At 35.4% G+C, this 24,563-nt stretch carries 22 protein-coding genes; 6 read left to right on the top strand and 16 right to left on the bottom strand.

Annotated elements, in window-relative coordinates; genetic code table 11:
- Nucleotides 1–16: 16 nt before the first annotated feature.
- The 7 genes from GH741_RS08755 to GH741_RS08725 form a co-directional block, all read right to left on the bottom strand.
- Nucleotides 17–985: a sugar phosphate isomerase/epimerase family protein gene (locus GH741_RS08755; RefSeq protein WP_153736419.1), complete on the bottom strand. Its 969-nt coding sequence runs from the start codon at nucleotides 983–985 to the stop codon at nucleotides 17–19.
- A 30-nt stretch (nucleotides 986–1,015) separates the two neighbouring features.
- Nucleotides 1,016–2,134 carry a Gfo/Idh/MocA family protein gene (locus GH741_RS08750; RefSeq protein WP_153736418.1) on the bottom strand — a complete coding sequence of 373 codons (1,119 nt, stop codon included), beginning with the start codon at nucleotides 2,132–2,134 and terminating at the stop codon, nucleotides 1,016–1,018.
- Nucleotides 2,135–2,167: 33 nt separating this feature from the next.
- The gene (locus GH741_RS08745; protein ID WP_153736417.1) at nucleotides 2,168–2,818 is read right to left on the bottom strand and encodes a ThuA domain-containing protein; all 651 of its coding nucleotides are present in this window, start codon (nucleotides 2,816–2,818) and stop codon (nucleotides 2,168–2,170) included.
- Nucleotides 2,819–2,895: 77 nt separating this feature from the next.
- Nucleotides 2,896–4,467 (bottom strand): glycoside hydrolase family 43 protein, encoded by a 1,572-nt coding sequence (locus GH741_RS08740; RefSeq protein WP_153736416.1) that lies wholly within the window; start codon nucleotides 4,465–4,467, stop codon nucleotides 2,896–2,898.
- A gap of 241 nt (nucleotides 4,468–4,708) precedes the next feature.
- Nucleotides 4,709–5,530, bottom strand: coding sequence for a carbohydrate ABC transporter permease (locus GH741_RS08735; protein ID WP_153736415.1), 822 nt, complete (start codon nucleotides 5,528–5,530; stop codon nucleotides 4,709–4,711).
- Nucleotides 5,530–6,477, bottom strand: coding sequence for a carbohydrate ABC transporter permease (locus GH741_RS08730; RefSeq protein ID WP_153736414.1), 948 nt, complete (start codon nucleotides 6,475–6,477; stop codon nucleotides 5,530–5,532). The genes GH741_RS08735 and GH741_RS08730 overlap by 1 nt, the downstream gene beginning before the upstream one ends.
- Nucleotides 6,478–6,568: 91 nt before the next feature.
- A complete protein-coding gene (locus GH741_RS08725; RefSeq protein WP_153736413.1) occupies nucleotides 6,569–7,900 on the bottom strand; it encodes an extracellular solute-binding protein in 1,332 nt (443 codons plus the stop codon).
- A gap of 590 nt (nucleotides 7,901–8,490) precedes the next feature.
- On the opposite strand from GH741_RS08725, the gene GH741_RS08720 reads away from it, so the two are divergent.
- Nucleotides 8,491–9,387, top strand: coding sequence for a 2-hydroxy-3-oxopropionate reductase (locus tag GH741_RS08720; protein ID WP_153736412.1), 897 nt, complete (start codon nucleotides 8,491–8,493; stop codon nucleotides 9,385–9,387).
- 462 nt (nucleotides 9,388–9,849) lie between these two features.
- Here GH741_RS08720 and GH741_RS08715 read toward each other — a convergent pair whose 3' ends face one another.
- From GH741_RS08715 to GH741_RS08700, 4 genes are all read right to left on the bottom strand, one after another.
- On the bottom strand, nucleotides 9,850–10,833 hold the full coding sequence (locus GH741_RS08715; protein WP_153736411.1) for a 2-hydroxyacid dehydrogenase: 984 nt from the start codon (nucleotides 10,831–10,833) through the stop codon (nucleotides 9,850–9,852).
- 185 nt (nucleotides 10,834–11,018) lie between these two features.
- Nucleotides 11,019–11,660 (bottom strand): dihydroxyacetone kinase subunit DhaL, encoded by a 642-nt coding sequence (dhaL, locus tag GH741_RS08710; RefSeq protein WP_153736410.1) that lies wholly within the window; start codon nucleotides 11,658–11,660, stop codon nucleotides 11,019–11,021.
- Nucleotides 11,661–11,671: 11 nt separating this feature from the next.
- Nucleotides 11,672–12,673, bottom strand: a complete 1,002-nt coding sequence (locus GH741_RS08705; protein WP_153736409.1) for a dihydroxyacetone kinase subunit DhaK — start codon at nucleotides 12,671–12,673, stop codon at nucleotides 11,672–11,674.
- 36 nt (nucleotides 12,674–12,709) lie between these two features.
- Nucleotides 12,710–13,525, bottom strand: a complete 816-nt coding sequence (locus GH741_RS08700; RefSeq protein ID WP_153736408.1) for a sugar phosphate isomerase/epimerase family protein — start codon at nucleotides 13,523–13,525, stop codon at nucleotides 12,710–12,712.
- Nucleotides 13,526–13,795: 270 nt separating this feature from the next.
- On the opposite strand from GH741_RS08700, the gene GH741_RS08695 reads away from it, so the two are divergent.
- Nucleotides 13,796–14,572, top strand: a complete 777-nt coding sequence (locus tag GH741_RS08695; RefSeq protein WP_153736407.1) for a DeoR/GlpR family DNA-binding transcription regulator — start codon at nucleotides 13,796–13,798, stop codon at nucleotides 14,570–14,572.
- 136 nt (nucleotides 14,573–14,708) lie between these two features.
- Here the strand turns inward: GH741_RS08695 and rpiB are convergent, their stop codons facing one another.
- The gene (gene rpiB, locus GH741_RS08690) at nucleotides 14,709–15,167 is read right to left on the bottom strand and encodes a ribose 5-phosphate isomerase B (protein ID WP_338079314.1); all 459 of its coding nucleotides are present in this window, start codon (nucleotides 15,165–15,167) and stop codon (nucleotides 14,709–14,711) included.
- Nucleotides 15,168–15,438: 271 nt separating this feature from the next.
- Here rpiB and GH741_RS08685 point away from each other — a divergent pair, with 271 nt between their 5' ends.
- Nucleotides 15,439–15,909: a nucleoside deaminase gene (locus GH741_RS08685; protein WP_338079320.1), complete on the top strand. Its 471-nt coding sequence runs from the start codon at nucleotides 15,439–15,441 to the stop codon at nucleotides 15,907–15,909.
- 29 nt (nucleotides 15,910–15,938) lie between these two features.
- On the opposite strand, the gene GH741_RS08680 is transcribed toward GH741_RS08685, so the two are convergent.
- Together GH741_RS08680 and GH741_RS08675 are read right to left on the bottom strand one after the other, a co-directional pair.
- Nucleotides 15,939–16,394, bottom strand: a complete 456-nt coding sequence (locus GH741_RS08680) for a hypothetical protein (protein ID WP_205677319.1) — start codon at nucleotides 16,392–16,394, stop codon at nucleotides 15,939–15,941.
- Nucleotides 16,395–17,013: 619 nt separating this feature from the next.
- Nucleotides 17,014–17,526 (bottom strand): DoxX family protein, encoded by a 513-nt coding sequence (locus tag GH741_RS08675; protein WP_153736404.1) that lies wholly within the window; start codon nucleotides 17,524–17,526, stop codon nucleotides 17,014–17,016.
- Nucleotides 17,527–17,891: 365 nt separating this feature from the next.
- Between GH741_RS08675 and GH741_RS08670 the strand changes: the two genes are divergently transcribed.
- Both GH741_RS08670 and GH741_RS08665 read left to right on the top strand, forming a co-directional pair.
- A complete protein-coding gene (locus GH741_RS08670) occupies nucleotides 17,892–18,062 on the top strand; it encodes a hypothetical protein (protein WP_170287595.1) in 171 nt (56 codons plus the stop codon).
- 114 nt (nucleotides 18,063–18,176) lie between these two features.
- Nucleotides 18,177–18,707, top strand: a complete 531-nt coding sequence (locus tag GH741_RS08665) for a hypothetical protein (RefSeq protein ID WP_153736402.1) — start codon at nucleotides 18,177–18,179, stop codon at nucleotides 18,705–18,707.
- Nucleotides 18,708–18,913: 206 nt separating this feature from the next.
- On the opposite strand, the gene GH741_RS08660 is transcribed toward GH741_RS08665, so the two are convergent.
- Both GH741_RS08660 and GH741_RS08655 read right to left on the bottom strand, forming a co-directional pair.
- The gene (locus tag GH741_RS08660; protein ID WP_153736401.1) at nucleotides 18,914–19,066 is read right to left on the bottom strand and encodes a hypothetical protein; all 153 of its coding nucleotides are present in this window, start codon (nucleotides 19,064–19,066) and stop codon (nucleotides 18,914–18,916) included.
- Nucleotides 19,067–19,330: 264 nt separating this feature from the next.
- A complete protein-coding gene (locus tag GH741_RS08655) occupies nucleotides 19,331–20,524 on the bottom strand; it encodes an MDR family MFS transporter (RefSeq protein ID WP_153736400.1) in 1,194 nt (397 codons plus the stop codon).
- A 386-nt stretch (nucleotides 20,525–20,910) separates the two neighbouring features.
- Between GH741_RS08655 and ppc the strand changes: the two genes are divergently transcribed.
- The gene (gene ppc / locus GH741_RS08650; protein WP_240795449.1) at nucleotides 20,911–23,679 is read left to right on the top strand and encodes a phosphoenolpyruvate carboxylase; all 2,769 of its coding nucleotides are present in this window, start codon (nucleotides 20,911–20,913) and stop codon (nucleotides 23,677–23,679) included.
- The last annotated feature ends 884 nt before the right edge of the window (nucleotides 23,680–24,563 follow it).

Genomic DNA, 24,563 nt, shown 5'->3' with positions numbered 1-24,563 from the left:
CTAATTTCCTTTTGCTTTACGCCCACCACATTTCACCAACCTTTTCTTTAATAAGTACATTCTTTAATAATGCCACGCTTTTTTGAAAACCTTCATCCACAGACATTAAACTGTCCTCATGTTCTATACTAATTGTTCCTTGATAACCTACCAACTGAAGTGCACTAATAATTTGGCGCCACGTTTCTTCACCATGTCCATAGCCAATTGTTCGGAATATCCATGATCGATTTAGTTCATCACTATAAGGTTTAGTATCTAATACACCATTTGAACCTGTATTTTGTTGGTCAATTGCTGTATCCTTTGCATGAAAATGATATAGTGCATTTTGTTTAGCAATTTCTTTAATTCCAACAACCGGATCCATTTGTTGCCAGAATAGGTGACTTGGATCGAAGTTAACTCCTATATTATCTCCGCACTCGTTTCTGAGACGAAATGCTGTTTCATTGTTGTAAACTACAAATCCAGGGTGGGGTTCAATAGCTACACGAACACCATGCTCTCTCATAAACTCACTTTGTTTTTTCCAATACGGAATAACTCGCTCGTCCCACTGCCATTTTAACACCTCAGAATGGTCCTCTGGCCATGGGCAGGTGACCCAAACAGGAAACTTAGAATATTCAGATTCACCGGGGCAGCCTGAAAAAGTGATTACTGTTTCGACTCCTAGCTTTGATGCGAGTCGGACGGTATCTTGAAATTGTTGATGATGTTCTAATTGAATTTGGCTATTAGGATGAAGTGGGTTTCCGTGACAACTTAATGCACTAATTTCTAGACCACGGCTATCAATAGCATGCTTAAATGCTTTTAGCTTCTTTTCATCCTCAAGCAACTCCTTCGGATTACAATGCGAGTTTCCCGGATATCCACCTGTACCAATTTCTACTGAATCTAAGCCTTTTTCAGCAATAATGTCCAGTGCTTCCTCGAGTGACTTGTCTCCAAATAAGACAGCAAAAACGCCAAGTTTCATTAACACACACTCCTTATTTTTAAAAATCGACTAGTAACCTCTTAGTAAATCATCAAAGTTACCGTAGTTCATACCAATTGGCAATGCTTCAGGTTGTTGGCAAGTACTAGTTAATTGATAATGTTGATTAGTATCTGATGAGTCCTGAAAGCCGTGCATAACATCTAGTACATGGTAAGCAAGCTCTCCATTAGCTCTGGATTCTTTTCCAGTTAAAATTGCATGTGACATATCAGCAATCCCTAATCCTCTACTATTTTCAGTAAATCCATGAGTTAATGGAATCTCTGACCATTCTTTTTGGTCATGTCTACGAACATATACTGGTCCCCCAAATCTGTTAGGATCTGGAACCACCATACTCCCCTCAGTCCCGTGAACTTCGATATTTGGTAGATGATGATACCAAGTATCAAAGCTTGTAATGATGGATGCTACAGCCCCGTTTTGAAAATCTAGTATTCCATTAATCTGGGTAGGGGTGTTTACTAGAATCTTCTCACCATATTTAGGCTGACTAGTTATTGTTCTTTCAGGAAAAGTAATATTTGTTGAACCAGTAACTCGTTTTACTGGCCCCATTAATGAGATTAGCGCCGTGATGTAATATGGCCCCATATCAAACATTGGTCCTCCACCTGTTTGATAATAAAAACCAGGATCAGGATGCCAATTTTCATGTCCGTGATTCATCATAAATGCAGTTGCAGAGACGGGTCTTCCAATCCATCCATCGTCAATTAACTTTCGGCACGTTTGAATACCCCCACCTAAAAACGTATCTGGGGCATTAGCCACAAGCACTCCTTTTTCTTTAGCAAGCTCCAATACTTTTTGTGCATCTTCTCGTAATACAGCTAATGGCTTTTCGCCATAAACATGTTTACCTGCTTCAATTGCAGCAAGAGCTACCTTCGCATGGACAGCTGGTATTGTTAGGTTTATTACCAAATCAATATCAGGATCTGATAATAGTTCCTCGGTCGTGCAAGCTTTCGGAATGCCGAATTTTTCTGCACTTTGTTTTGCTCGCTCTAAATCCAAGTCAGAACAAGCAACAATATCAAAGACGTTGAATTTTTTTGCATTTTCAAAATATATTTTACTAATGTTTCCACAACCAACTAAACCAGCTTTAATAGTTTGCATTTTACACCTCACCTGTTCATCACTTTGATAGATTTATCTCGCCGCCCAGCTCATTCCTTTTCGCATTAACTTAATAACTTCTGGCATTCTAACAATCTCTGCTACGTGTCCTAATGAACAATAATAGACTTTCCCTTTTCCCCAGTTTTTCGTCCAAACTACAGGCATATCTACTTCACCGTTAGTCTGATATGGCCCTTCTGCTACAGGAAACCTAGTAGTCGCATGTACTTTTACTGCAGGGTCGACATGCATGTAATATTGCTCGGATACTACTTTAAAATCTTCCATACCTTCAGTTAGTGGATGATCTTGATCTAAGATATGAACATCATAACTGACACCATCGTTTCCTGGATGAGCAACCCATTGTCCACCTACCATAAACTGATAATCCACCGCCATTCGAAAGGAGTCGCCCATTCCACCGTGTAAACCCGCTAACCCAACACCTGATGCAATCGCTTCCATTAATGGCGTTAGTTGTTCTTCCAAAATCGTATCTTGCGTCCAGTTCGGCACAATTAAATCGTATGTAGTAAGATCGTCCTCTTTTAATGTTGTAAGCGTATCAGTTATTTTTACTTCGAAATCTTCTTCTTTGAGAATCCCTGCTAAAATACCCGCTACTTCTGCAGGTTCATGTCCCTGCCATCCACCTTGAAAAATTAATGCTTTTTTCATAGAATACACTCCTATCATTTTTTAAATACTGTTTTGAGGAAAAGGAAGGGGCAGATAACCCCCCCTTCATTTATCCATTACTTTTTTTCTTGATAATCGAAATATTCAAAATCAGCGTGCAGGCTTTGACCACTTAAATCCTGTGCACAAACGCCAACAAACGTACCAGTAAAACGAATATAGTCAGCATCATCATCAGAGAGATGACTAATGTCTATTTTGCTACCAATCTTTTGCCAATCGCCATTTCCTTCGGCGTAGAAAAACTGGAGCCATTCATTGTCAATAGTTGCTTTTAACTTGGTTGAGTCTGCTGTTAAAGGAATGTCCTCATCTAGTAACTCATCATATTTCCCATGCTTTGATTCAATGATCCCTAAACATTTACCATGCTGCTCGTGTTGAGTAACACGAAGATACACATAGTCATCTGTATCATAACAGGCGATCAATCCTGCCATTTGTTGAAAATTCACCGGGTCAAATTCGACTGCAGTTTCTACTTCTACATTGAAGCTTTCAAGTCTTCTAGCTACAAGACTTTGATGGTGTACAGAGTTCATTGACTCTTCACCTATCAACCTTAAAAAACCTGGACGTTCTGTCAAAGAGACCCAGTCTTCTGTGAAGGGTCTTCTTAGAGAATTCCAATATTTTTTAAATGCTTTTGCTGTAAAGTCATCATGGTTAGGTTCCAGTTCAAAAGGGTGTTGTTTTAGATTAGGTGCTTCAACTTCCAATTTCGGATGATTACCACCCTCAACTCGAATCCAGTCATCCTCAGTCCAATAACATTTTTGTATGGCAGTTTCACGACCAAGAATACATTTTTTATCGACAACCGGTCGTCCACATAAATGAGCCAAATACCATTCACCATTTTGAGTTTCCACAAAACTACCATGCCCAGCCTTTTGCAATTGCGTCAAATCATCTTGATTCGAGGTAAGTATTGGATTAGTAGGGTCGATTTCGTAGGGACCACTAAGTGTTTTGGATCGAGCAACGGTGACAGCATGGGTGTACCAAGTACCTCCCTCAGCAGTTATTAAGTAATAATAACCATTGCGCTTATAAATATGAGGTGCTTCCGTTAAACCTAATTCAGAGCCTTTAAAAATATTCTTGATTTCTCCTACGAGTTTTTGTTCCTCAACGGAATACTCCTGAAAGGCGATTCCCGCAAAAGAGTTAGTTCCCTTACGATGATCCCAAATCATGTTTACTACCCACTTGGACCCGTCTTCTTCATGAAATAAAGACGGGTCAAAACCACTACTATTCAAATATACTGGTTCAGACCATGGTCCCTCGATATTTTCTGCTGTTACTAAATAATTATGTGTATCTTTAAACGCTCCCATTCTACTCTTCACATCGGTATAAATTAAATAGTACAGTCCATCTGAGTAGCTTAAGGCAGGCGCCCAGACGCCTCCCGAATTAGGATTTCCGATCATATTTAATTGAGAAGTTCGTGTTAATGGGTATGTAAGTAGTCTCCAATTAACCATATCTTTAGAATGGTAAATTTGCACCCCCGGAAACCATTCAAATGTAGAAACTGCAATGTAATAATCATCTTCGACTCTTAAAATAGAAGGGTCTGGATGATATCCTGGCAATACAGGATTTATTATTTTCGTCATTTAATCAATCCTTCCTTAATACAGTAATCCATTACAATATAATACTATCACAAAAAAATTGCTTTCTTATACTATCAGCAAGTAATTTCAATTGAGTGATAGTATAAAAAAACAAGAATGCCTTAGAAATAAACAACTTCTTAACTACTTAAGGGATGGCCTATGCGATTCATTACAATCGCATAGTTCCCAAAAGGAGGCCTTATTCATTTATATTTTTTTGAAGTAAAAAATAATTAAATTAACCTTTCACAGAACCCGCTGCGAGTCCTTTTACAATTTTCTCTTGGGCTACAAAATAAATTAGTAAAAGCGGTAAACTTCCTAGTGTGAGTGCTGCCATAATCGCAGGAACATTAACGGTAAACTCTCCGTAATACTCTCTTAAACCTAGAGGCAACGTTGCGTTTTCTGATGAATTCGTTAATACCAATGCAAATATAAACTCATTCCATATATGAATAAAGTTATAAATTGCAACAGTTGCTACCGCTGGTGTTAGTAACGGAAAAATAATTCTCCAAAATAATCTGATATGTCCACATCCATCTATTTTCGCTGATTCTTCTAGCTCTTTAGGTATTTCCTTCATGAACTGAGTAAAGATTACAACAGAAATAGGAAGCGCAAATGCAACATACGGTCCGATTAAAGCCCAAATTGTATCATACAACCCTAGGTTAATTGTTAGTAAGTAAATAGGAATCAATGTTGTGTGTATCGGAATCATCATTCCAACCATAAACAACAAAAATAGTGGTGTATTTAGTTTGAATTTCAATCTTGCCAAGGGATAACTTGCCATCGCCCCGAAAATAATTACAATTATTACAGAAATCACCGAAACAATTAAACTATTTTTGAAATAACTAAAAAAGTTTGTGTCTAAAAGAAGTGCATAGTTACTAAAAGAAAAACTATCCGGAAGAGACCATGGTGATGTCATAAACTCTAATTGTGACTTAAATGATGTATTTATCATGATAAAAAAAGGTAAGCCGGTGAATAACAACAAAATTATCGCTACAAGGTATAGTGGCATTTGACGTATTTTTTTTATCATTATTCTACCCCTCTCCTTTTTCTCTCACCAATTAGGATAAACAAAGTTACAATAAAGGCAATAATAAACATAGAGAAGGAGACAGTACTTCCATACCCCATATTAAAATTAGTAAATGTTTGTTTGTACATATACGTTGCCATTAATTCAGTTGAATTATTTGGCCCACCCATTGTCATTACGTAGATCAGGTCAAAATATTTCAGTGAACCAATAATTGATAAAATGGCTGATGTAATAATAATCGGCATCAATAACGGTAACGTAATGTTTTTAAACCGTTGTAAAGGTTTAGCACCATCAATATTTGCCGCTTCATACAATTCTTCTGGAATACCAACTATCGCTGCTCGGAATAAAATCATGTAAAAAGGCGCAAATTGCCAACATACGGTTGCAATAACGGCCCAAATAGCTGTGCTTTCTTTACCTATCCATGATTGTTGTAGAGATTCAAGCCCTACCATACCGAGTAAATCATTTAATAAACCAAAGTTACCATCATAGATAAATACAAACAAAATACCTATGGCTACCGTTGACATTAAAAATGGCATAAAATAAACAGATCTAAAAAGTCGCATTCCCTTAACTGGACTAAAGAGTAATAGTGCCATAATTAGGCCTAACGGAAGCTGAGTTAATAAAGATGCTCCAAGTAACAAGGAGTTATTTCCAAGCGACACCCAAAAAACTCCATCCTGCAACAATCGAACATAATTGTCTAGCCCTAAAAAAGAAAAATTGTTATCAATACCTGACCATTCAAATAGGCTGTAATAAAATGTCATACCGATTGAATAAACGACATACACACCGTATATAATTAAAGCTGGTGCCATAAAGCCAATAATTGTTAAAATTTCACGTCTTTTTCTCATAGCCTTTGTTGAAGTGTTTAACGATAAACTTTTTTGAGTTGATGTCTCTCCCAAACTTTTTTGCATAATCTCACCCCAATTATAATGAGAAAACTACATTAAGTTCCGTCACCTAATGTAGTTTTCCTTGACTTTTTTTAAATTAGACTTCCAATGATTAATCTAATAACTCTTTTGCTTTAGCCTCAACTTCAGCCATAGCTTCTTCTGGAGTCATTGAGAGTCCAAATAGAGCTTGTGTAGTATCCAAGTGAACTGTTGCTAATTCAGGTGGAAGCGTTTGATCATAGTACGTTTGCATAAATTCAGAGTTTTCAAGTACCGCAGCAATTTCTTGAACATACGGATCTTTATATTCTACACCAATAAGAGCAGAAACATCTCCTGCATTATTAGCCATGTCTGTTGCAGTTGCTACACTAGCAAGTTCCTTTACTAGTTCTGTTGCGAGATCCTTATGGTCACTAGTTTCTGCTACAGAAAATACTGGAGCAACGCCTCCAACAACGTGGTTTTTCTCGCCTTGACCACCTTCAATGGCTGGCATTAAAAAGAACCCAAGCTTTTCTTCAAAATCTGGCATTTCTTCTCTAACATTGTTCACATACCAGTTACCCATCAATTCCATTGCAGCTTTCCCAGAGTAAACCAACTGTCTTGACTGACCAGTATCATAATTCATCCCGTTTACACCTTCTGGAAACGCATTCATTTTTACTAATTCTTGCAACTTATGCCCCGCTTCAATATAAGCTTCATCATCGAATCCTCTACCTGTACGATTAAAGGCTTCACTAAACAAGTCAGGACCACCGATTCTTTCAGCGAGATACATTAGATAGAAAGAACCCGTCCATTTAGATTGATTTGCAAGTGAAAATGGAATTATTCCATTAGAATCTAGCGTCTCAACAATCGCCAACAAATCTTCGTACGTTTCAGGTTCTTCTAAGTTATATTCCTCGAAAATTTCTTTGTTGTAGAAAACAGGAACTACAGCCATACTTACCGGCGCCCCATAAACTTTACCATCATAAGTAGATGCCGATAGAGCCGCCTCTACATAAATATCTTGGTCGATATCATTGGTAATCTCCTTAACCTGACCAGCCTGTACGAATTGCTCCAACCAGCCTCCGCCCCAAGAGTGGAATACATCCGGTGGATTTCCCCCACCCATTGCAACAACTAATTTAGATTTATATGGATCGTTTTCTTGTTTTGATACTTCTACTGATACACCAGGATTTGCTTCTTCAAATCGATCAACTGCAGCTTGAACTGCTTCTCCAGATGGACCATCCTCAATATGCCATAGTTGTAAATTAACTTCTTCTGGGTCATCTCCACCAGTTTCAGTTTCTGTTTCTGTTTCTGTTTCTGTCTCAGTGTCGTCTTCTCCACCACTACTTACATCCGTATTGGTAGGATTACATCCAACAATTACAAATAACGATAACAATAGTAGAAGCAAAAACTTAAATTTCATTAAAATACCCCCTATTTTTTTTAGTTGACTAAGTAATTACAAAGAATTTCGAGTTATCACCCCTCTCAATTGTTCATATTTATTTAAGTAATTTAAATATTGAAAAAATTTTAATTACTAATGGATAGGGAATAATAGAAACCAAAACTATTATTAAAATACTTGTCTTCTGGATTATGTAAGCGATTTCAATTGTCGAAATGAAAAAGTTACCCTGTATTCAATATACTATTCTAGGAAACTAAGTTTTATTTCTTTTCATTTTAAATTTAAATTATTCAATTGTCAATAAAAAATGTAAGCGCTTTTTTATTTTTAAAAAATATAAATTTGTTGAAAATCCTTTTTTTTACTTTTTAACCGGCACAAACCTTGGTATATAGCTATTCAATATATAAAAACAAAAAAATGTTTTATTTCAATATTTTTCATATACTTTCATATAACAATATTTTATTTTCATATAGTTAAATATTTTAACAGAATTTGTTGGATTTACATATAAATCGGTGTACACTTTTTCAATTTTAATATAAAATGAAATAATAAGTAATATAAAAAGGAAAATATATACATGGAGGTAATTAAATATGAAAATTGGGTTTGTAGGATTAGGAATTATGGGAAAGCCGATGGCCGGTCATTTAATTAAAGATGGATTTGAAACTTATTTATTTGATTTAAACGAAAAGGCAGTTAATGAGTTGGTGGATCAAGGAGGACATGCCTGTAGTTCAAATAAAGAAATCGCAGAAAATTGCAATGTCATCTTTACCATGCTTCCAGCAGCAAAACATGTTTCCCAAGTACTCTTTGGCGATGACGGTCTAGCCAAAAACGGTCAGCCAAACACCATTATTGTTGACATGAGTTCTATTTCACCTGAGGATTCAAAGTCTTTTGCGGCCAGACTACAAGAGTATAATATGTCATTTATCGATGCCCCAGTTAGTGGCGGTGAGCCAATGGCAATTGAAGGAAAGCTTTCCATCATGGCTGGTGGAAGTGACGAACACTATAATCAAGTATTACCATTATTTGAATCCATGGGTGGAAATATCGTTCATGTAGGAGATGTAGGTGCTGGATCTGCAACTAAATTAGCAAATCAAATTATCGTGAGTATAAACCTTGCGGCACTATCAGAAGCTAGTGTCTTTGCAAGTAAATCGGGTATTGATTTAAACAAAATGTATGAGGCAATCAGTGGAGGTTTAGCAGGTAGTGCTGTTATGGAAGCTAAAATGCCTCAAATCATTGATAGAAACTTCGAACCTGGTGGTCGAATCGAAATTAACTATAAAGACTTAGGAAATGTACAATCGTCAGCAAATGCAATTGGCGTTCCATTACCAGTTACAAATCTTGTAAAGGAAATTTTCAGTTCCGAAATAGCCAATGGTAATGGTATGAAAGACCATTCCTTTATTATTGATTTTTTCGAGAAAATGGCCAATCACCAAACACCAAAAGGTGGCAAACTGTAAGTTATCCTCGCAAGTAAAACGCCGCACAGCATCTGTGCGGCGTTTTTAATATAATTTTCAACAGCTAACCGTTATATTGCGCTAAACACACTATGAATTAGTTGGTAAAATTCTGAAAGGAAATTTATTGCTCCACATTGCACTTCTAACGCGTTAGTACTAAACGAAACATTAGTAATTTGGAAGGAAAGGCTATTTTACAAAGTGAAAGGAAAAAGAAAATAATAAAAATCTATTTGAAAAAATCAAAAAATAAATACCATAAAATGGAAAGCCCTTCTAACTAAAAATATCCAGTTAAATGTATTAAATGGATGGTATATTGGGATTGGATAGAGGATAAGTATCGATTTAACTATTAACTTAAAAGCAAAAAACGATACCTATCCATTGTCTAGTAAAACTAGACTCAAGAGCAGATATCGTTATGTGTGGTCTAAAATCCATTTATCTCTTTATAGCTTAATTTTCTAATAATTCTCGTAATTCGTCAACGACATCAGGTGGAACCTGATTAGTAACACCTGCAACCAAATTCTCTGCAGCTTTCATCACCATGTTAAATCGAGTTTTTTCTGTAGCAGATCCAATATGAGGTAACGTCACAACATTTTGCATCTTCAATAAGGGGTTATCCTTATCAACAGGTTCTACTTCAAATACGTCTAGCCCTGCTCCGCTTATTTCTTTAGTTTCAAGGGCATGAATCAAAGCCTTTTCATCCACAATTTTACCTCGTGAACAGTTAATAAAGAATGCACTTTGTTTCATTAGTTTAAATTGTTCTTGTCCAATCAACTGATATGTAGCATCTGTAAGCGGCAACATTAATAAAACAAAATCAGAGTTTTCTAGAAGGGACTCTATATTACTATATTTGATACCATAAGACTCCTCGAGTTGAGGACGTCGATTTCTAGTATGGTAGAGAACATTCATGTTGAACCCAAAGGTAGCACGTCTTGCTACTTTCTCACCAATCCGCCCCATCCCTATCATACCCAAGGTTGAATGATGTACATCCTGTCCAAGGAACTTCTGATTATCCGACTTATGCCACTTGCCACTCTTAACATATTGATCTAATTCACCCAACTTTCTAGCTGTCATTAGGATGAGACCAAACGCTAAGTCTGCTACTGTTTCATCAAGTACATAAGGTGTATGAGTACCTAATACTTTTCTTTCTTTCATTGCTTTTATATCAAAAGCTTCATATCCCACTGCAATATTACTTACAATTTTTAGGTTAGGTGAGTTTTCGAGGAACTCCTCGGTAATCACTCCCTTCGGAGTCATTAAACCATCAATATCTTTTGTTTCTTTGTATAAAATTTCTTTTGGAATTGGGTATTTTTCTTTCCAAATCTTATAGTCACAAAATTTACTGATATACTCTTCAACTTCTTGGGGTACCGGTTCTGAAATAAACACTTTCGGTTTCATTTCTAATCACGCCCTAACTCCTATTTGAATTTTTAAACCTTCCATACTCTAAAACTTTCTTAAGCTCGGGGGAACTATAACTTTAGGAATATGAGGAAGAGTTAGAGATGGATTATTAATTAATAACTTTAAATTGATATACACCTATCACCAGACGCGGCAATAGGTGTATAGTAACTTACATTTTAAGAAGCTTTTGCAACTTTAAGAAACGTCGATAACATTAAGTAGGCAGAAGTAGCTCCTGGATCTTGTGCACCCTTTGACCTCTCACCCAAACGGCTTGAACGACCTAATTTAGAAATAAGATCTTTAGTAGATTTCATGCCTTCTTCACCAGCTTTAACTGCTTCATTAAATGCACTTAAAAAATCTTGTGATTCAGCGAAACTTTTTTCTAGTGCTTTTGCTGCAGGATCTAGTGTATCAACAATCGTTTTATCTCCCACTTCTGCTTTCCCTCGTTCTTTAATACCGTTAGCAAAGGCAATCCAAAATTCAGCAAGGTCTGAATCATTAAGGGTAGATTTACCTTTAATGATTTTGGCTCCTTTTATAAACCCTGTTGCGTACAACGGTCCAACAGAAGAACCTACTGCATTCAAAAATGTCATCCCTACATCAGCACTTATTTTTCCACAGTCTGTTTCATTTTCTAATTCATTCATTAATTTTTTGTTAACTGCTTGCCAACCGATTGACATAGTCACCCCGTGATCTCCATCACCGAGTTTACGATCAAGTTCACAAAGGTAGTCTTTTTCAGTCTCCATTACTTCAACCACTTGTTTAAAATAATTAATAAGGTCTTTTGCTGTAAAATCCATTTTTATCCCCCTTATTTCTGAACGAACATAGGACAGTCTACAGGATGATCAATCATTTTTTTTAATTCATCGTCCAATTTCGTGAGCGTTATTGAGCATCCACCCATTTCGAGTGATGTAATGTAGTCACCAACATAAGAACGATAAATGTTGATTCCCTTTTCCTTTAAGACTTGCTCAACCCTTCTAAACATAATGTAAAGTTCCATGCGTGGCGTTGAACCCAAACCATTTACAAGAACGGCTACATCATCACCTTTATTCAAGGTCATATCTCCAAAAATATTCGCTAATAATTCATCAGCGACTTTATCTGCTGATTCAATTTGTGCTTTTCTAATTCCTGGTTCGCCGTGGTGTCCTAGACCCACTTCCATTTCATTTTCGCCTAGTTCAAAACTAGGTTCACCAGTTTGCGGTAAAGAACATGGGCTTAAACCAACACCCATAGAACGAGTGTTTTCATTTGTTTGCCTAGCTACTCTAGCAACCTCTTCTAATTTATAACCAAAATCTGCTGCCGCACCTGCTGTTTTATAAACAAAAAATTCCCCGGCGATTCCACGTCTTCTGTCCTTTTCCTCTTTAGGTGCAGATGCCACATCATCAGAAGCAAGTACCATTTCAACTTGAATTTCTTCCATTTCCGCCAAATCTGCTGCCATACCGAAGTTCATTACATCTCCTGCATAATTACCGTATAGATAGAGGACACCCGCACCCTTATTTATTGCTTTTGTCACTTCTAAAATTGGTGCTGGTGGTGGTGATGCAAAAATATTACCAACAGCAACACCATCAGCCATACCGGCCCCAACATATCCCATAAAAGCAGGCTCATGACCTGAACCGCCTCCAATTAAAATACCGACTTTATCTACTTTAGTTTCCATAGAAGAAACTAATGATCGATCATTTTCTGCTAAGCGCCTTACATAAGATGGGTGAGCTTTAACATAACCATCAATCATTTCTTCCACTACATTTTCAGGGTTATTAATTAGCTTTTTCAATCAATACACTCCTTCATTAAAATTTGATGTATTTACTCATTTAATAATTGGTTTTAAATTTTCATCTACATACTTACCAATTTCTTTAATCACATGTTCTGTGTTGGATTGAGCTTCTGGAGTTTCTTCTTCCACCATAATCCAGCCACGATAACCACCGTCAACAAGAGTCTGTACACATCCTTGGAAATCGATATCTCCTTCACCCATCTTCTTCCACTCACAATTTGCTGTCGCATCTTTAAAGTGAACATGTTTGATGAGAGGTAAATACTCTTTTATAATCTCAACCGGATCCATTCCACCAAAAATAATATGCCCCACATCAGGTGTGTATCCCATATATTTAGGATCTAATCCATCAAGAAGCAGTTCATAGTCTTCTCTAAATCTCCAATAAGAAGTTTTATATGAAATTGGGTGGAGCGAGGTAATAATTCCGTTATCATGCGCTCGTTTTCCAAGTTCGTTTGCACCTTTAATTATTTCTTTTTGCCTTTGCAATAAATTGTCTCGGTTTTGTCCCACTCTTGAAGGTACATTCATCTTAGCACCAGGGAATTTTTTTAAGTAATTTAAATAGAAATCTGCCATTTCTCTTTCTTTTGAGGATTCCCTACCACCTTCGAAACTAAATGGTAAAGTTAAGGCAGCTAACTCCAACCCTCTTTTATCCAATTCTTCTTTTAGACGTTCAGGTGAACTCTTGTATTTCCCCAATAAAGTGACCTGCATATCAAGGCCTTTAAAACCACCATCATAGATGTTATCCATTATTTGATCTAACATATCTGCTTCAATATCATAGTCTAAAACCCAAGTTGATCCTTGACACCCAAATTTAATTGTCATGTTTTATCCTCCTAGTTTTCTTACAAATACAAACGCTTCCAATAGTAATTTCGACCAAATTTATACATTACTAATTTTATCATTTGGTTGCATTTTGTCAATTATCTATTTCGAATACACAAGAAAATCGAAAAAAATTGAATACAAATAATAAAAATTGGATGAATATTATAAATAAAAAGTAAAGATTTCCCACAAATTTTTGTTGCTAATGACATATTTTTATCTTATATTAAGGATAAACTTTTATTTATGAGGATGTGCCAGTCAATGAAAATGTTTGTTACGGAAAGAAGAAATCAAATTATGCATCTCTTACAAGACAAACAACGATTAACTGTTAAAGATCTAGCGGCAAATATTGGAGTATCAGAAGCCACTTTACGATCAGATCTTAATCAAATGGAAGAAGAAGGCCTTTTAACTAGAACACATGGCGGTGCGGTACTTAATGACACAAATAATGAAACAAGTTATTCTGCCCGCGCAAAGAGAAATCAAAAGGAAAAAAAACTAATTGCTGAAAAAGCATTAGAAATTATAGAAGAAAAGCAATGCATCCTCCTAGATGCGAGCTCAACTACAATGGAGTTGGCATATCTTTTAAAACAAAAACCAATCCGTTTAACAGTTATAACTAGTGGCGTAAAAACAGCATTAGAATTAAATGAAAATCCTAATATTACAGTTATTTTACTTGGAGGAATGTTGACAAAAGGTTCATCGTCCCTAGAAGGTACATTGGGCTTAGGCATCCTCGAACAAGTGAACATTGATTTGATGTTTGTATCCGCCAGCGGATTCACACCTGACGCAGGACTTACCGACTTCAATTTATACGAAGTACAGCTAAAGAGAGAACTAATTAAAAAATCAAAAGCTATTATTGCTTTAATTGACCATACTAAGATTGGCACGATTTCAAGTGCAATATTTGCGAAAACCAATCAAATTAATACTATTATAACTGATACAAAATTAGAGGATAGTATATATACTGAACTCTCTACTACAAAAAACATCACTATAATTGATGCCTCTTCCTAATTAATCATTAATTAAATAATATAGAAACAAAAATCAAGCCTCCATTACTTTAATTACTCGTGGAAGCTTGATTTTATTTATTTCTGCAACAAATTGATAAGCATTAGTAAATACTTATGTCTACTAAATTTTTCCCTTAATCATTTATTTTATTAATAAATTCCTTTTCCTTCTCAATAATTTTATTAACCTTGCGTTCTGATCCACTTGCCCATTGAGAATTCAAGTACGCCTCAACAACCTTTTTCCCAACTTCTACACCAATGATTTGTGCACCCATAGTAATAATTTGCGCATTATTACTTAATTGAGCTCTCTCTGCTGAATAAGTATCATGAGTAAGTGCTGCTCGAATTCCAGGATACTTGCAAGCTGCAATTGCAACACCAATCCCAGTTCCACAAATTAAAATACCTCGTTCGATTTTTTCATTGCTTATTGCCTCCGCAACTTCAAATGCTACGTCTGGATAATCAACCGCATCACAAGAATGGCAACCAAAATCGACAACTTCATGACCCTGTTCTTCTACAACCTTCTTAATCTCTTCTTTAAATTCAAATCCATTATGGTCACTACCAATACCTATTTTCACTTTAGACAAACCCCTTTCAATCGACTATATAAAAAACCTTTTGATAAATGTTAATAATCTAATCTTATTATATATTTTCATTTTCATCAACATTTGCTTTCGTTTTATTATGTTTAATTTAAAATATCTGTTTTTTTTAATTATTATGCAAAGCATTACCAATACAAGCCCATTATTTTCAAACTATTCTTATAGTTAATATTTGTAAAATATGTTATGGTAAAATATATTAATTTCACAAAAAAGAGAACAGATTTTAAGGGGGCATCATATAAATCACGAGAAGTTTTTAAGTCAAACAATTGTTTTGGCTGCCAAAAACGTTGAAGAAAACGGTGGTCCTTTTGGAGCAATCGTTGTCAATCAACATGGAGAAATAATTGGGTCTGGTAGCAATAAAGTAACGCAAAACAACGATCCTACTGCACACGCAGAGATCCAAGCCATTCGAGAAGCATGCGAGAAACTGAATACATTTCAACTATCAGACTGTATTCTTTACACTAGCTGTGAACCTTGTCCAATGTGTCTTGGAGCGATTTATTGGTCTCGTGTTGAAAAAGTATATTACGCCGCTGATCAAAAACTGGCTGCTGAAGGTGGCTTTGATGATGCATTTATTTATGAGGAAATAGCCAAAAAACATGAAGATAGAAAAATACCTTTTTATTCACTATCATTAACTGACAAAAACCTTCCTTTTGAAAAATGGGCTAAAAACGAGTTGAAGTTAGAATATTAAATGTAAGTAGGACTGAAAGCATCAGTCCTCTATTTTTTGTAATCCCATAATATTTTCCACTCCCCTTCTACTTTAGTTGCATACACATTTTGTATTAAATTGAAATTCCCGTATTTTCCTTTATATGTTTGAATTACTATGACTTTATAAACAATTTCTATCGGTTCCATCTCATTTGCCATTTTCCAATTTTCTATTTTATCAACATCACTAAGCTCATAAGTAAATGAATTGACACCAAAGTGATTCATAAAAACATGCGGACGATCTTGAAGGTAATGACCCTTATTAAATTTATTTTTCATTTCAGCGTGAAACAGATCCCATGAGTTTGCAAATAATCCATTTTGCTCATACTGATAAAAATCATCAACTATATTCTTCGCTTGTTTACCTGGTGTAAATAACATAGCAATAAAGACCGTACACGTTATAATTGCGATAGCAATAACAATGAAGATCACTATACCCTTTTTTCTGTACACGGTATCCTTCTCCCTTAAGCTAGTCTTATTATTTAAAATTATTCAACAGAATTACAATTTATTAATAAACAAATAATTTTGATTAAAAGTTGCATATATTGGAAACAATTATAAAAATTCCAGTAAAGAGGGAAGCCCGTGAAACAAGGAGAAGGATCATTTGCAAAAGGTTGTTTAATTGGAATTATGTTGTCGACTCCTATGTGGATAATCATTCTGAGTATAGTAAAGAAAGCCTGGTGATATTTAATTATCGAACTATTACCTATAAATTCACTTATGGGTATAAAGTCTGATAATCTTTAAAACCAAAAAACTCATATTTCCAATACAGATAAGGATTCAAATTAATCAACACTTTTCAAAATTATATAAAAATTTAGGACTTTAGTATGATGTAAGCATTTAAATTTTATTATATACTGAAAACGGTTACACAATTGAATGAAAGCAATCTTAAGTATGCAGCGATTAACAAATCGCAGCAAAAAAAGATGTGAGTAAGCAAACTGATTAATAGATTGTCCCCCTTCGAGCATCCAATATTGGATGCTCATTTTTTTTGTTTACAACAAAAAAAGCAAGCACATAACCACATGGATTGTGTGCTTGCTACTCATCATACCTCTGTTACTACTTCACCATTTACTCTTTGTTGTTTACCAAATCTACTACGCAAGAATGGAATTACGTAACGGTCTAATCCAAATCTACCAGCATTATAACCTGCAACTAAGATAAAGAACGTTAATAGAATCATTTGTCCGTTTGTGCTCACTGTGCCACTTAAAACGAATGCGAAATTCATAATAATTCCCATAAGTGCTGCGAAGTTTGTAAATAGTCCTAGAATAAGTGCGATACCTACTAATACTTCTCCATATGCTACTAGGAAACTAAATACTCCTGATCCTGGTAATGCGACACTTTCTAGAAATGCTGCCCACCAGCCTTGGACTGCCGGATGTTCTCCTGTTGCCTTTCCGATTGCTCCTTGTATGAAACCAGTTGCATCAAATCCACCGGTAACTTTTCCCCACCCGGATGTTAACCAGGCATAACCTAGATAAACTCGAATAATTGCTAATACCCCTGCCATCACATTATTTTTACGAAGAAATTCTACAAACATGTTCATCCACTCCTTTTTATTATATTCTTTGTTTGTTCAGTGATTCACATTTGTTGTTAAAACACTTTTTATCTTTTCTATATTTTTATATTAACACGTGTATAAAGTTAATAAAGTGGTTTGTTCATTAGTTCACATTTTAGAAAAAAACGTTTGACACTTGTGTGTCAATATTCAATTAACTATTGAAATAGGTCTATATATAGTTTTTCAGAAGCATCCACAAACAAAAAGAGAATTAGCTAAATAATTGGCTGTTTTTTATATTACCTAAGAATAATTCCCCACAATTACCACATAATAAGAAAAAAGGAAGCGTGGTGAAATCAAGTTGGGATTTATAAATTCTATAGCTGAATGGTCCAATGGAAGGTACGAGAAAAAAATCGAAAAAATGCGTGATCAAGGAAGGTGCCCAGATTGTAATGGGAGAGGAATTGAATCGTTACCATATGAACATTTCTATAATAGCTCTTTCCAGTGCCCGAGCTGTCAAGGCACAGGATTATTTTCTGACTGGGCTAGATAGTAACTAGAAAATCTCAGTATATAGCCTGAGCTTAGGCCTAATACAGGCCTTTTTTACATCTAATGTTAGGTTAGATAGCTAAAACAGTAAAGCTTGATAGTTTTAACAGTTGGGGGAAATTATGAAATTTCACTACAGATTACTTAGTTTTATAATAGTAGTAAGTGGACTATCATACTCTTTTAATCTTCTAATTCAGAGTGAGGTTAAAGGTAAACCATTATATGCTTTCAGTGTCCACGAGATGGGTACACAAGGGGTTAATCAAAAAAACAATCATTCAGTCCCCAATTCTTATAAAACAATAAATGAAATAGAGCAGGAATACATACCTAAGTTTGAAAATCTGCGAATCCAAACAATCAAAAATGTGGAACAACTAATAAAAAATGCTAAAGAAGAAATTAAACGAAATCAAAGTTATAATGAAAACACTTCTTTCCTTTACTTGTATAATAAATACAAAAACAATGCCGATACACTTGAATCAAAAACAGATAAAACCTTTAATGAGCTCTACATAGCTATGATGAAAGAACTGACATACAATGGGCATCCCCCTGAAATTGCTTACCGAATAAAAACTACTTATCAAATTGAAAAAGTAAAGCAAAAAAAAGAAATAATAAAACTTGTTCTGAATTTATTTTAAATACTGTCTGAGTTTTTTGGTCAAGAACGAAATCGCAAGCTCTTTCGAAGTGATTTCGGGGAGAAGTTGGCAATAGTTAACAATCAGCTTACCACAGAGTCCTAAATCTAATATCGTGCAATGAAAAAGAACAGAATCAAGTAATGAGTAACTTGTTCTGTCCCATTTTCCAAGAACGAACGGTATCCACTTCACTATTGGACAAACTACTTATCGAATTTAGACACATCAATCGGGATTGTATTGTTATTATTATAAAATTTTGCTAGTTCCTCTGCATTTGCAGTTTCTTTAGGTTTCTTTGGATCAGCATAGTGGTCAAAATACTTATCCTGTTCTTGCTTTTCTTTTTTAACCATGTTCTATAACCTCCTATGAATGTTATCTTAGTTTTTACTTTTTTGAGATTGTTATGCTAAATAAATGACTACTATTTATTATTGAATAACTCATAATTACAAAAACAAAGATATATTATATTTTCACTATAGAAGGAAGGCTAAAACCTAGAAATTAAGATTTTTACTTTTTAAAAATGGGAAAGTAATTGTTAAACCTATCACGGAAACGATTACTAAAAAGTAAACAGGTACTAGCAATTCCCTATTGAACGTAATCGCGAATTAAACCTCTGTGCCTTGTTTTTCCTCGTACTTATCAACAACTCTTCTATCATAAATAAATGTAGTAATATAAGGAATAAGGTAAAGGAATAGCAAGAAATAGAATAAGAAATGAATGGCATAATTATCGACAATAATACCACCTAATACAGGGCCAATCATCCGACCAGCAGTGCCAACACTATTAATAATCCCTTGATAAAAACCTATCCTCCCCTTAGGAGCAAGGTTGTTCGCAAGTGTTGGTACTGCGGGCCAAACGAGCATCTCTCCGATTGTCAGAATAATCATCGCTAGAGCGAAAACCGAAAATGAATCAGCAAACAGTAAAACGATAAAAGAAATGATAAAGATGGTGTTTCCTAAATATATTTGCTTTTTGGGATCCTGGATTCTCGTCGTTATTAATTTTAACAACGGCTGTCCTAATACTATCAAAGCTCCATTTATAGTCCATAACAGACTGTACTTACTGAGTGAAATTCCAAGTTCTTGAGTATAAGGAGCAATAGTCGATTGCCACTGAACATAACCAATCCAGCAAATTAGAAAGCCCCCACTTAATAGAAGCAAAGCTCGAAAAGCTGTTTTATCTTTAATTGTTCTTTTTTGTTCGAATACACTCGTATAAGCCTGAGGGTCACTAGCACCACTCATCGATTTATATGTAATAAATGCGAACGAAAAAAAGACAATGAATAAAAGTGCATTAGCAATAAAAATATAGGAAAAAGAAAAAGCAGCAATAAAACCACCAATTGACGAACCAAGTGCAACACCAAAGTTTTGGGCTACATAAATAGAATTGAATGCCCTCCTCCCACCTTCAGGCCATACAGAGCTAGCCATTGCATATACAGCTGGCATAATTATTCCTGAACCCAATCCGATGATCATTAAAAGAATAGCGTAAGGAACAATTGTATTAAAAATAGCTAGCAAGCAGGCTGCCACCATGGTAATTGTAGCCCCACTCATGATTGTTTTAAATCCACCTAGTTTATCAAACAAAACTCCTCCTATTAAATTTCCAATAACACCAAATGCTTGAATAAACATTAGGATCATACCTGCAAAGGTCAACGATTTACCAAGCTCATCATGCATGTAGATGGCATTTAGCGGCCAAACAAAAGAGGCCGCTGTGATACTAATTGCAGTTCCTATAATCAGTAACCAAATATTTTTTGGCATTCGCTCATCTCATTTCATTATTTCAAAGGAATAAATTTCCGATTAAAAATAACACTATTAAGATAAATGTAATCAAATTGTGTACACTTCGCAATATAATAAATTTGAATATAAATCTTTCCAAAACAATTAGACTATTCAATCAAGTTTTTAGAAATACGTTCAAATTTTTTACGGTTATCACTGATCTCTTTTTGGTATTAATGAACCAAAACCCATACAAAAAAGTGATGATTTGAAGCAAAAAGCAAATAAACGTGTTAAAATGGATTTAAGTGTCTAGAAAAATCTGAAAATGAATACCCCAAATACTCCGCTCAATAGCATTAAAAGAACTTCAATCATCAAATCTATATTAATAGGGAATTTGAAAGGATGTTACTTAAATGGATACAAAAATAGAAGAAACAAATCCGAATTTATCACTCCATAGAGATATGGAATACTTAGAACAACTTTTAGATAGCGTTTTACTAGAACAAGTCGGAGAAGTCCTAGTAGAAAAAGTTAAAAAGATACGAGTACTTTCACAAACGATCAGAGAGTCAAATGACCCTGCTGCTTACAAGCAGATTAAAGCTGAAATAGATTTAGTCGAGCCTCCACTGAGACAGAACGTAATTAGAGCTTTTTCTGTATATCTACACTTAGTTAATATTGCAGAACAAAATTACCGTAGCAGGCGCCGTAGAGAATACCAAGCACAGGATACAACACTTATCCAACCGGGGTCACTAGAAGCCGGTGTAAATAAGTTATTAGAAAATAACGTTACACCTGAAATGGTTACTACGTTACTTGAAACGTTGTCCTTAGAGCTAGTTATTACCGCTCACCCAACCGAAGCAACAAGAAGGACAATTTTGCAAATGCACCAACGAATTGCTGGCTTACTAAAATCTTGGGATCATGCGTATACACGACATGAAAAGAAGGTTATTGACGAGACAATTGCTAACGAAATTACGATACTTTGGCAAACAGCTGAGATTAGGGAGAAAAAACCTTCCGTTATGAAGGAAGTCTCAAACGGTCTATATTATTTTGATAAAGTATTATTTGATGTTTTACCTAAGATTCACCAAGATTTAGAGGATATTTTATATGAAAAATACCAACAGAGATTTCAAGTGCCATCCTTTTTACGTTTTGGTTCTTGGATTGGTGGAGATCGTGATGGTAATCCAAACGTCAAAGCTACAACAACCTGGGAGACTTTAAAAACCCATAGAGAACTAGTCTTGAAAAAATATAAAGAGTCTTTAACAAATCTAAGACAATTATTAAGCCACTCTGCGAAACAAGTTAATGTCAGTGATGAGTTATTAACTTCTATTGAAAATGAAAAGAAATTATTACATTCAGATGCTTTATTTAAGGTAGATGAACCATATAGAACTAAAGTTTCTATTATGTTAAGAAAATTAGAGTTAACAAATGAAGATTCAGATAAAGGCTACTTTACTGCCGAGGAACTTTTGGCTGACCTATATATGATACAAGATAGCATTGCAAATCATCATCCAGGGCAAAACCCAATTAAATTACTAAGAAAAGTTATCCGTCAAGTTGAATTATTCGGGTTCCACTTAGCATCACTAGATATTAGAAACCATAGTGGTGAACATGAATCTGCACTTACTGAAGTGCTCCATTCCGTTAATATTGAACCTGACTATGCAAACTTGTCAGAACAAGACAAAATTGAGGTATTATTAAAGGTCCTTAACGATCCAAGACCGATGATATCTATTTATGATACATTTACAGAAGACACTCAAGAATTAATGAACACGTTCCGTATGATTAAGAAAGCTCATGATACCTTTGGTGAACGTGCGATTGAAGTATATTTAATAAGTATGACTCGATCTGTTAGTGATATATTAGAAGTTCTTGTACTAGCAAAAGAAACTGGACTATATCGTGTTTATGCAGACGGTACGATTAAGAGTAAATTACACGTTGCACCACTTCTAGAAACAATAGAAGATTTGAAAAACGGACCAGATATGATAGAAAAACTATTTGAAATACCACTTTATCGTAGGCATTTAACTGCTCGTAAAGATTTACAAGAAATCATGCTTGGCTATTCAGACAGTAGTAAAGATGGCGGAGCATTAACAGCTAATTGGGAATTATACAAAGCACAACAAAAAATTCATGATATCGCATCGGGTTACGGTGTTAAGTTAAAGTACTTCCATGGCCGTGGCGGTTCATTAGGACGTGGCGGTGGTCCACTCTATACAAGCTTACTATCTCAACCACCTGTTACCTTAGGTGATGGTGTGAAAATTACCGAGCAAGGTGAAGTACTATCATCTAGATATCTGTTACCCGACATCGCTTATCGTAGTTTGGAGCAAGCAACGACAACTATGATAACAGCAATTATGGGTATTACGCAGGAAGAGGAGTCTGCTACGAAGATACAACCATCAACTGAAGCAGAGGCAGCAATGAGTGAGGTATCCAACTATGCATTAGAAAAATACCAATCACTTATCTTTAAAGATCCTGGCTTTTTAACTTACTTTAATCAAGCTACACCTCTACATGAGCTTGGCGATTTAAACATTGGCTCTAGACCTATGAGTCGTAAAGGCAGTAGTAGATTTGAAGATTTACGTGCAATTCCATGGGTTTTTGCTTGGACACAAAGTAGACAGTTGCTACCTGCATGGTTCGCAGCTGGAACAGGCTTACAAAAATTTGTTGATCAACACGGAGGAGACTGGAAGCTATTTCAAGATATGTATGAAACATGGCCTTTCTTCCAATCAACGATTAACAATTTACAAATGGCTTTAACAAAAGCTGACTTGGCTACTGCCAAGGAGTACACAAAAATGGTAAAAGATGAATCAATTCAAAAACGAATATTTGGTCAAATCACAGAAGAGTACCATCTCACGAAAGACATTGTTTTAAAAATAACTGGCCAATCTGAATTGTTAGATCATAAGCCAGCTATTAAAGAGTCAGTGAGACTTCGTAATCCTTTTGTTGATCCGTTGAACTTATTCCAGGTTGAGCTAATCTCAGAGCTCCGCAAACTATCTGAAAATGATGAAAATGCGGATGAATTGTTAACAGAAGTTCTGCTTACTATCAATGGTATTGCAGCTGGTTTACGTAACACTGGTTGATTTTACAACAAAACAATCCCACCTATTAATTTAGGTGGGATTGTTTTGTTGTAGTTAGGCTGATTTATAAAAGATTGATGTTGCACAACACAAGAACTATAAATTGCGTCGTAACTTATATCTATTTATTTATCATTTATATGCGCTTTCTACAATCGCTTCGGCAAAAAACTTCGCTTTCCGTGGCACGGCCTTAGCCTCCTCGTAGAAAACCGCTACTGCAGGGTCTTCGGACTCGTGGGACTGCGATTACTCGTCCCATCGAAAAACATTTGCTGATCCCAGAAAATTGAACTTCATTTTCGAGGAGTCTACGTTTTTTGCCTACGCTGTTAGTGTTCTGTTTATTGAAGAATAAAACCCATGACTAAATGTGAAAAGGATTTTTATCTTCTTGAACACAAAGCTATTCTAAGATGTGGAACTACACTTAGGTAAGTTTTCCGCTATATCCATCTTTTTTTCATTATTGTTCTATTAAGATGCTGATTGAAGCGTAGGGCAGTCGACTCCAGCGGGAAAAGCGACGGCTGAAAATCCCGGAGGAAGTGCTTTCCTTCCGAGGAAGTTGAGGCGTTGCCCGCGGAAAGCGACTGCCCGAAGCGGAAATCAACTAGTAGCTACGCTACGACGTAATTTTATCAATAGCAATAAACTATACAAAAAGGTTAATTCATTTTTCGAAGCGCTCGCCTTTCAGCGTAAGGAACACATTTATAACAAACAAGAACTTTATTGCCTTTATCGTCCAAGTATGGTTGAGGCTTTACTACTTTACTGTTACATACATAACACTTCTTAGGGCTGAATAGCTTTTTCAGTGAATCAAGCATAACTTTTCCTCCCTATACAATTGAATTCTTAATTCTATTGTATTAAACGAA

This window comes from Aquibacillus halophilus, assembly GCF_009649745.1.
In the GTDB taxonomy this organism is placed as follows: domain Bacteria; phylum Bacillota; class Bacilli; order Bacillales; family Amphibacillaceae; genus Aquibacillus; species Aquibacillus halophilus.
The sequence above is the reverse complement of the archived record's forward strand: the minus strand, read 5'-3'. Positions and strand labels throughout refer to the sequence as shown.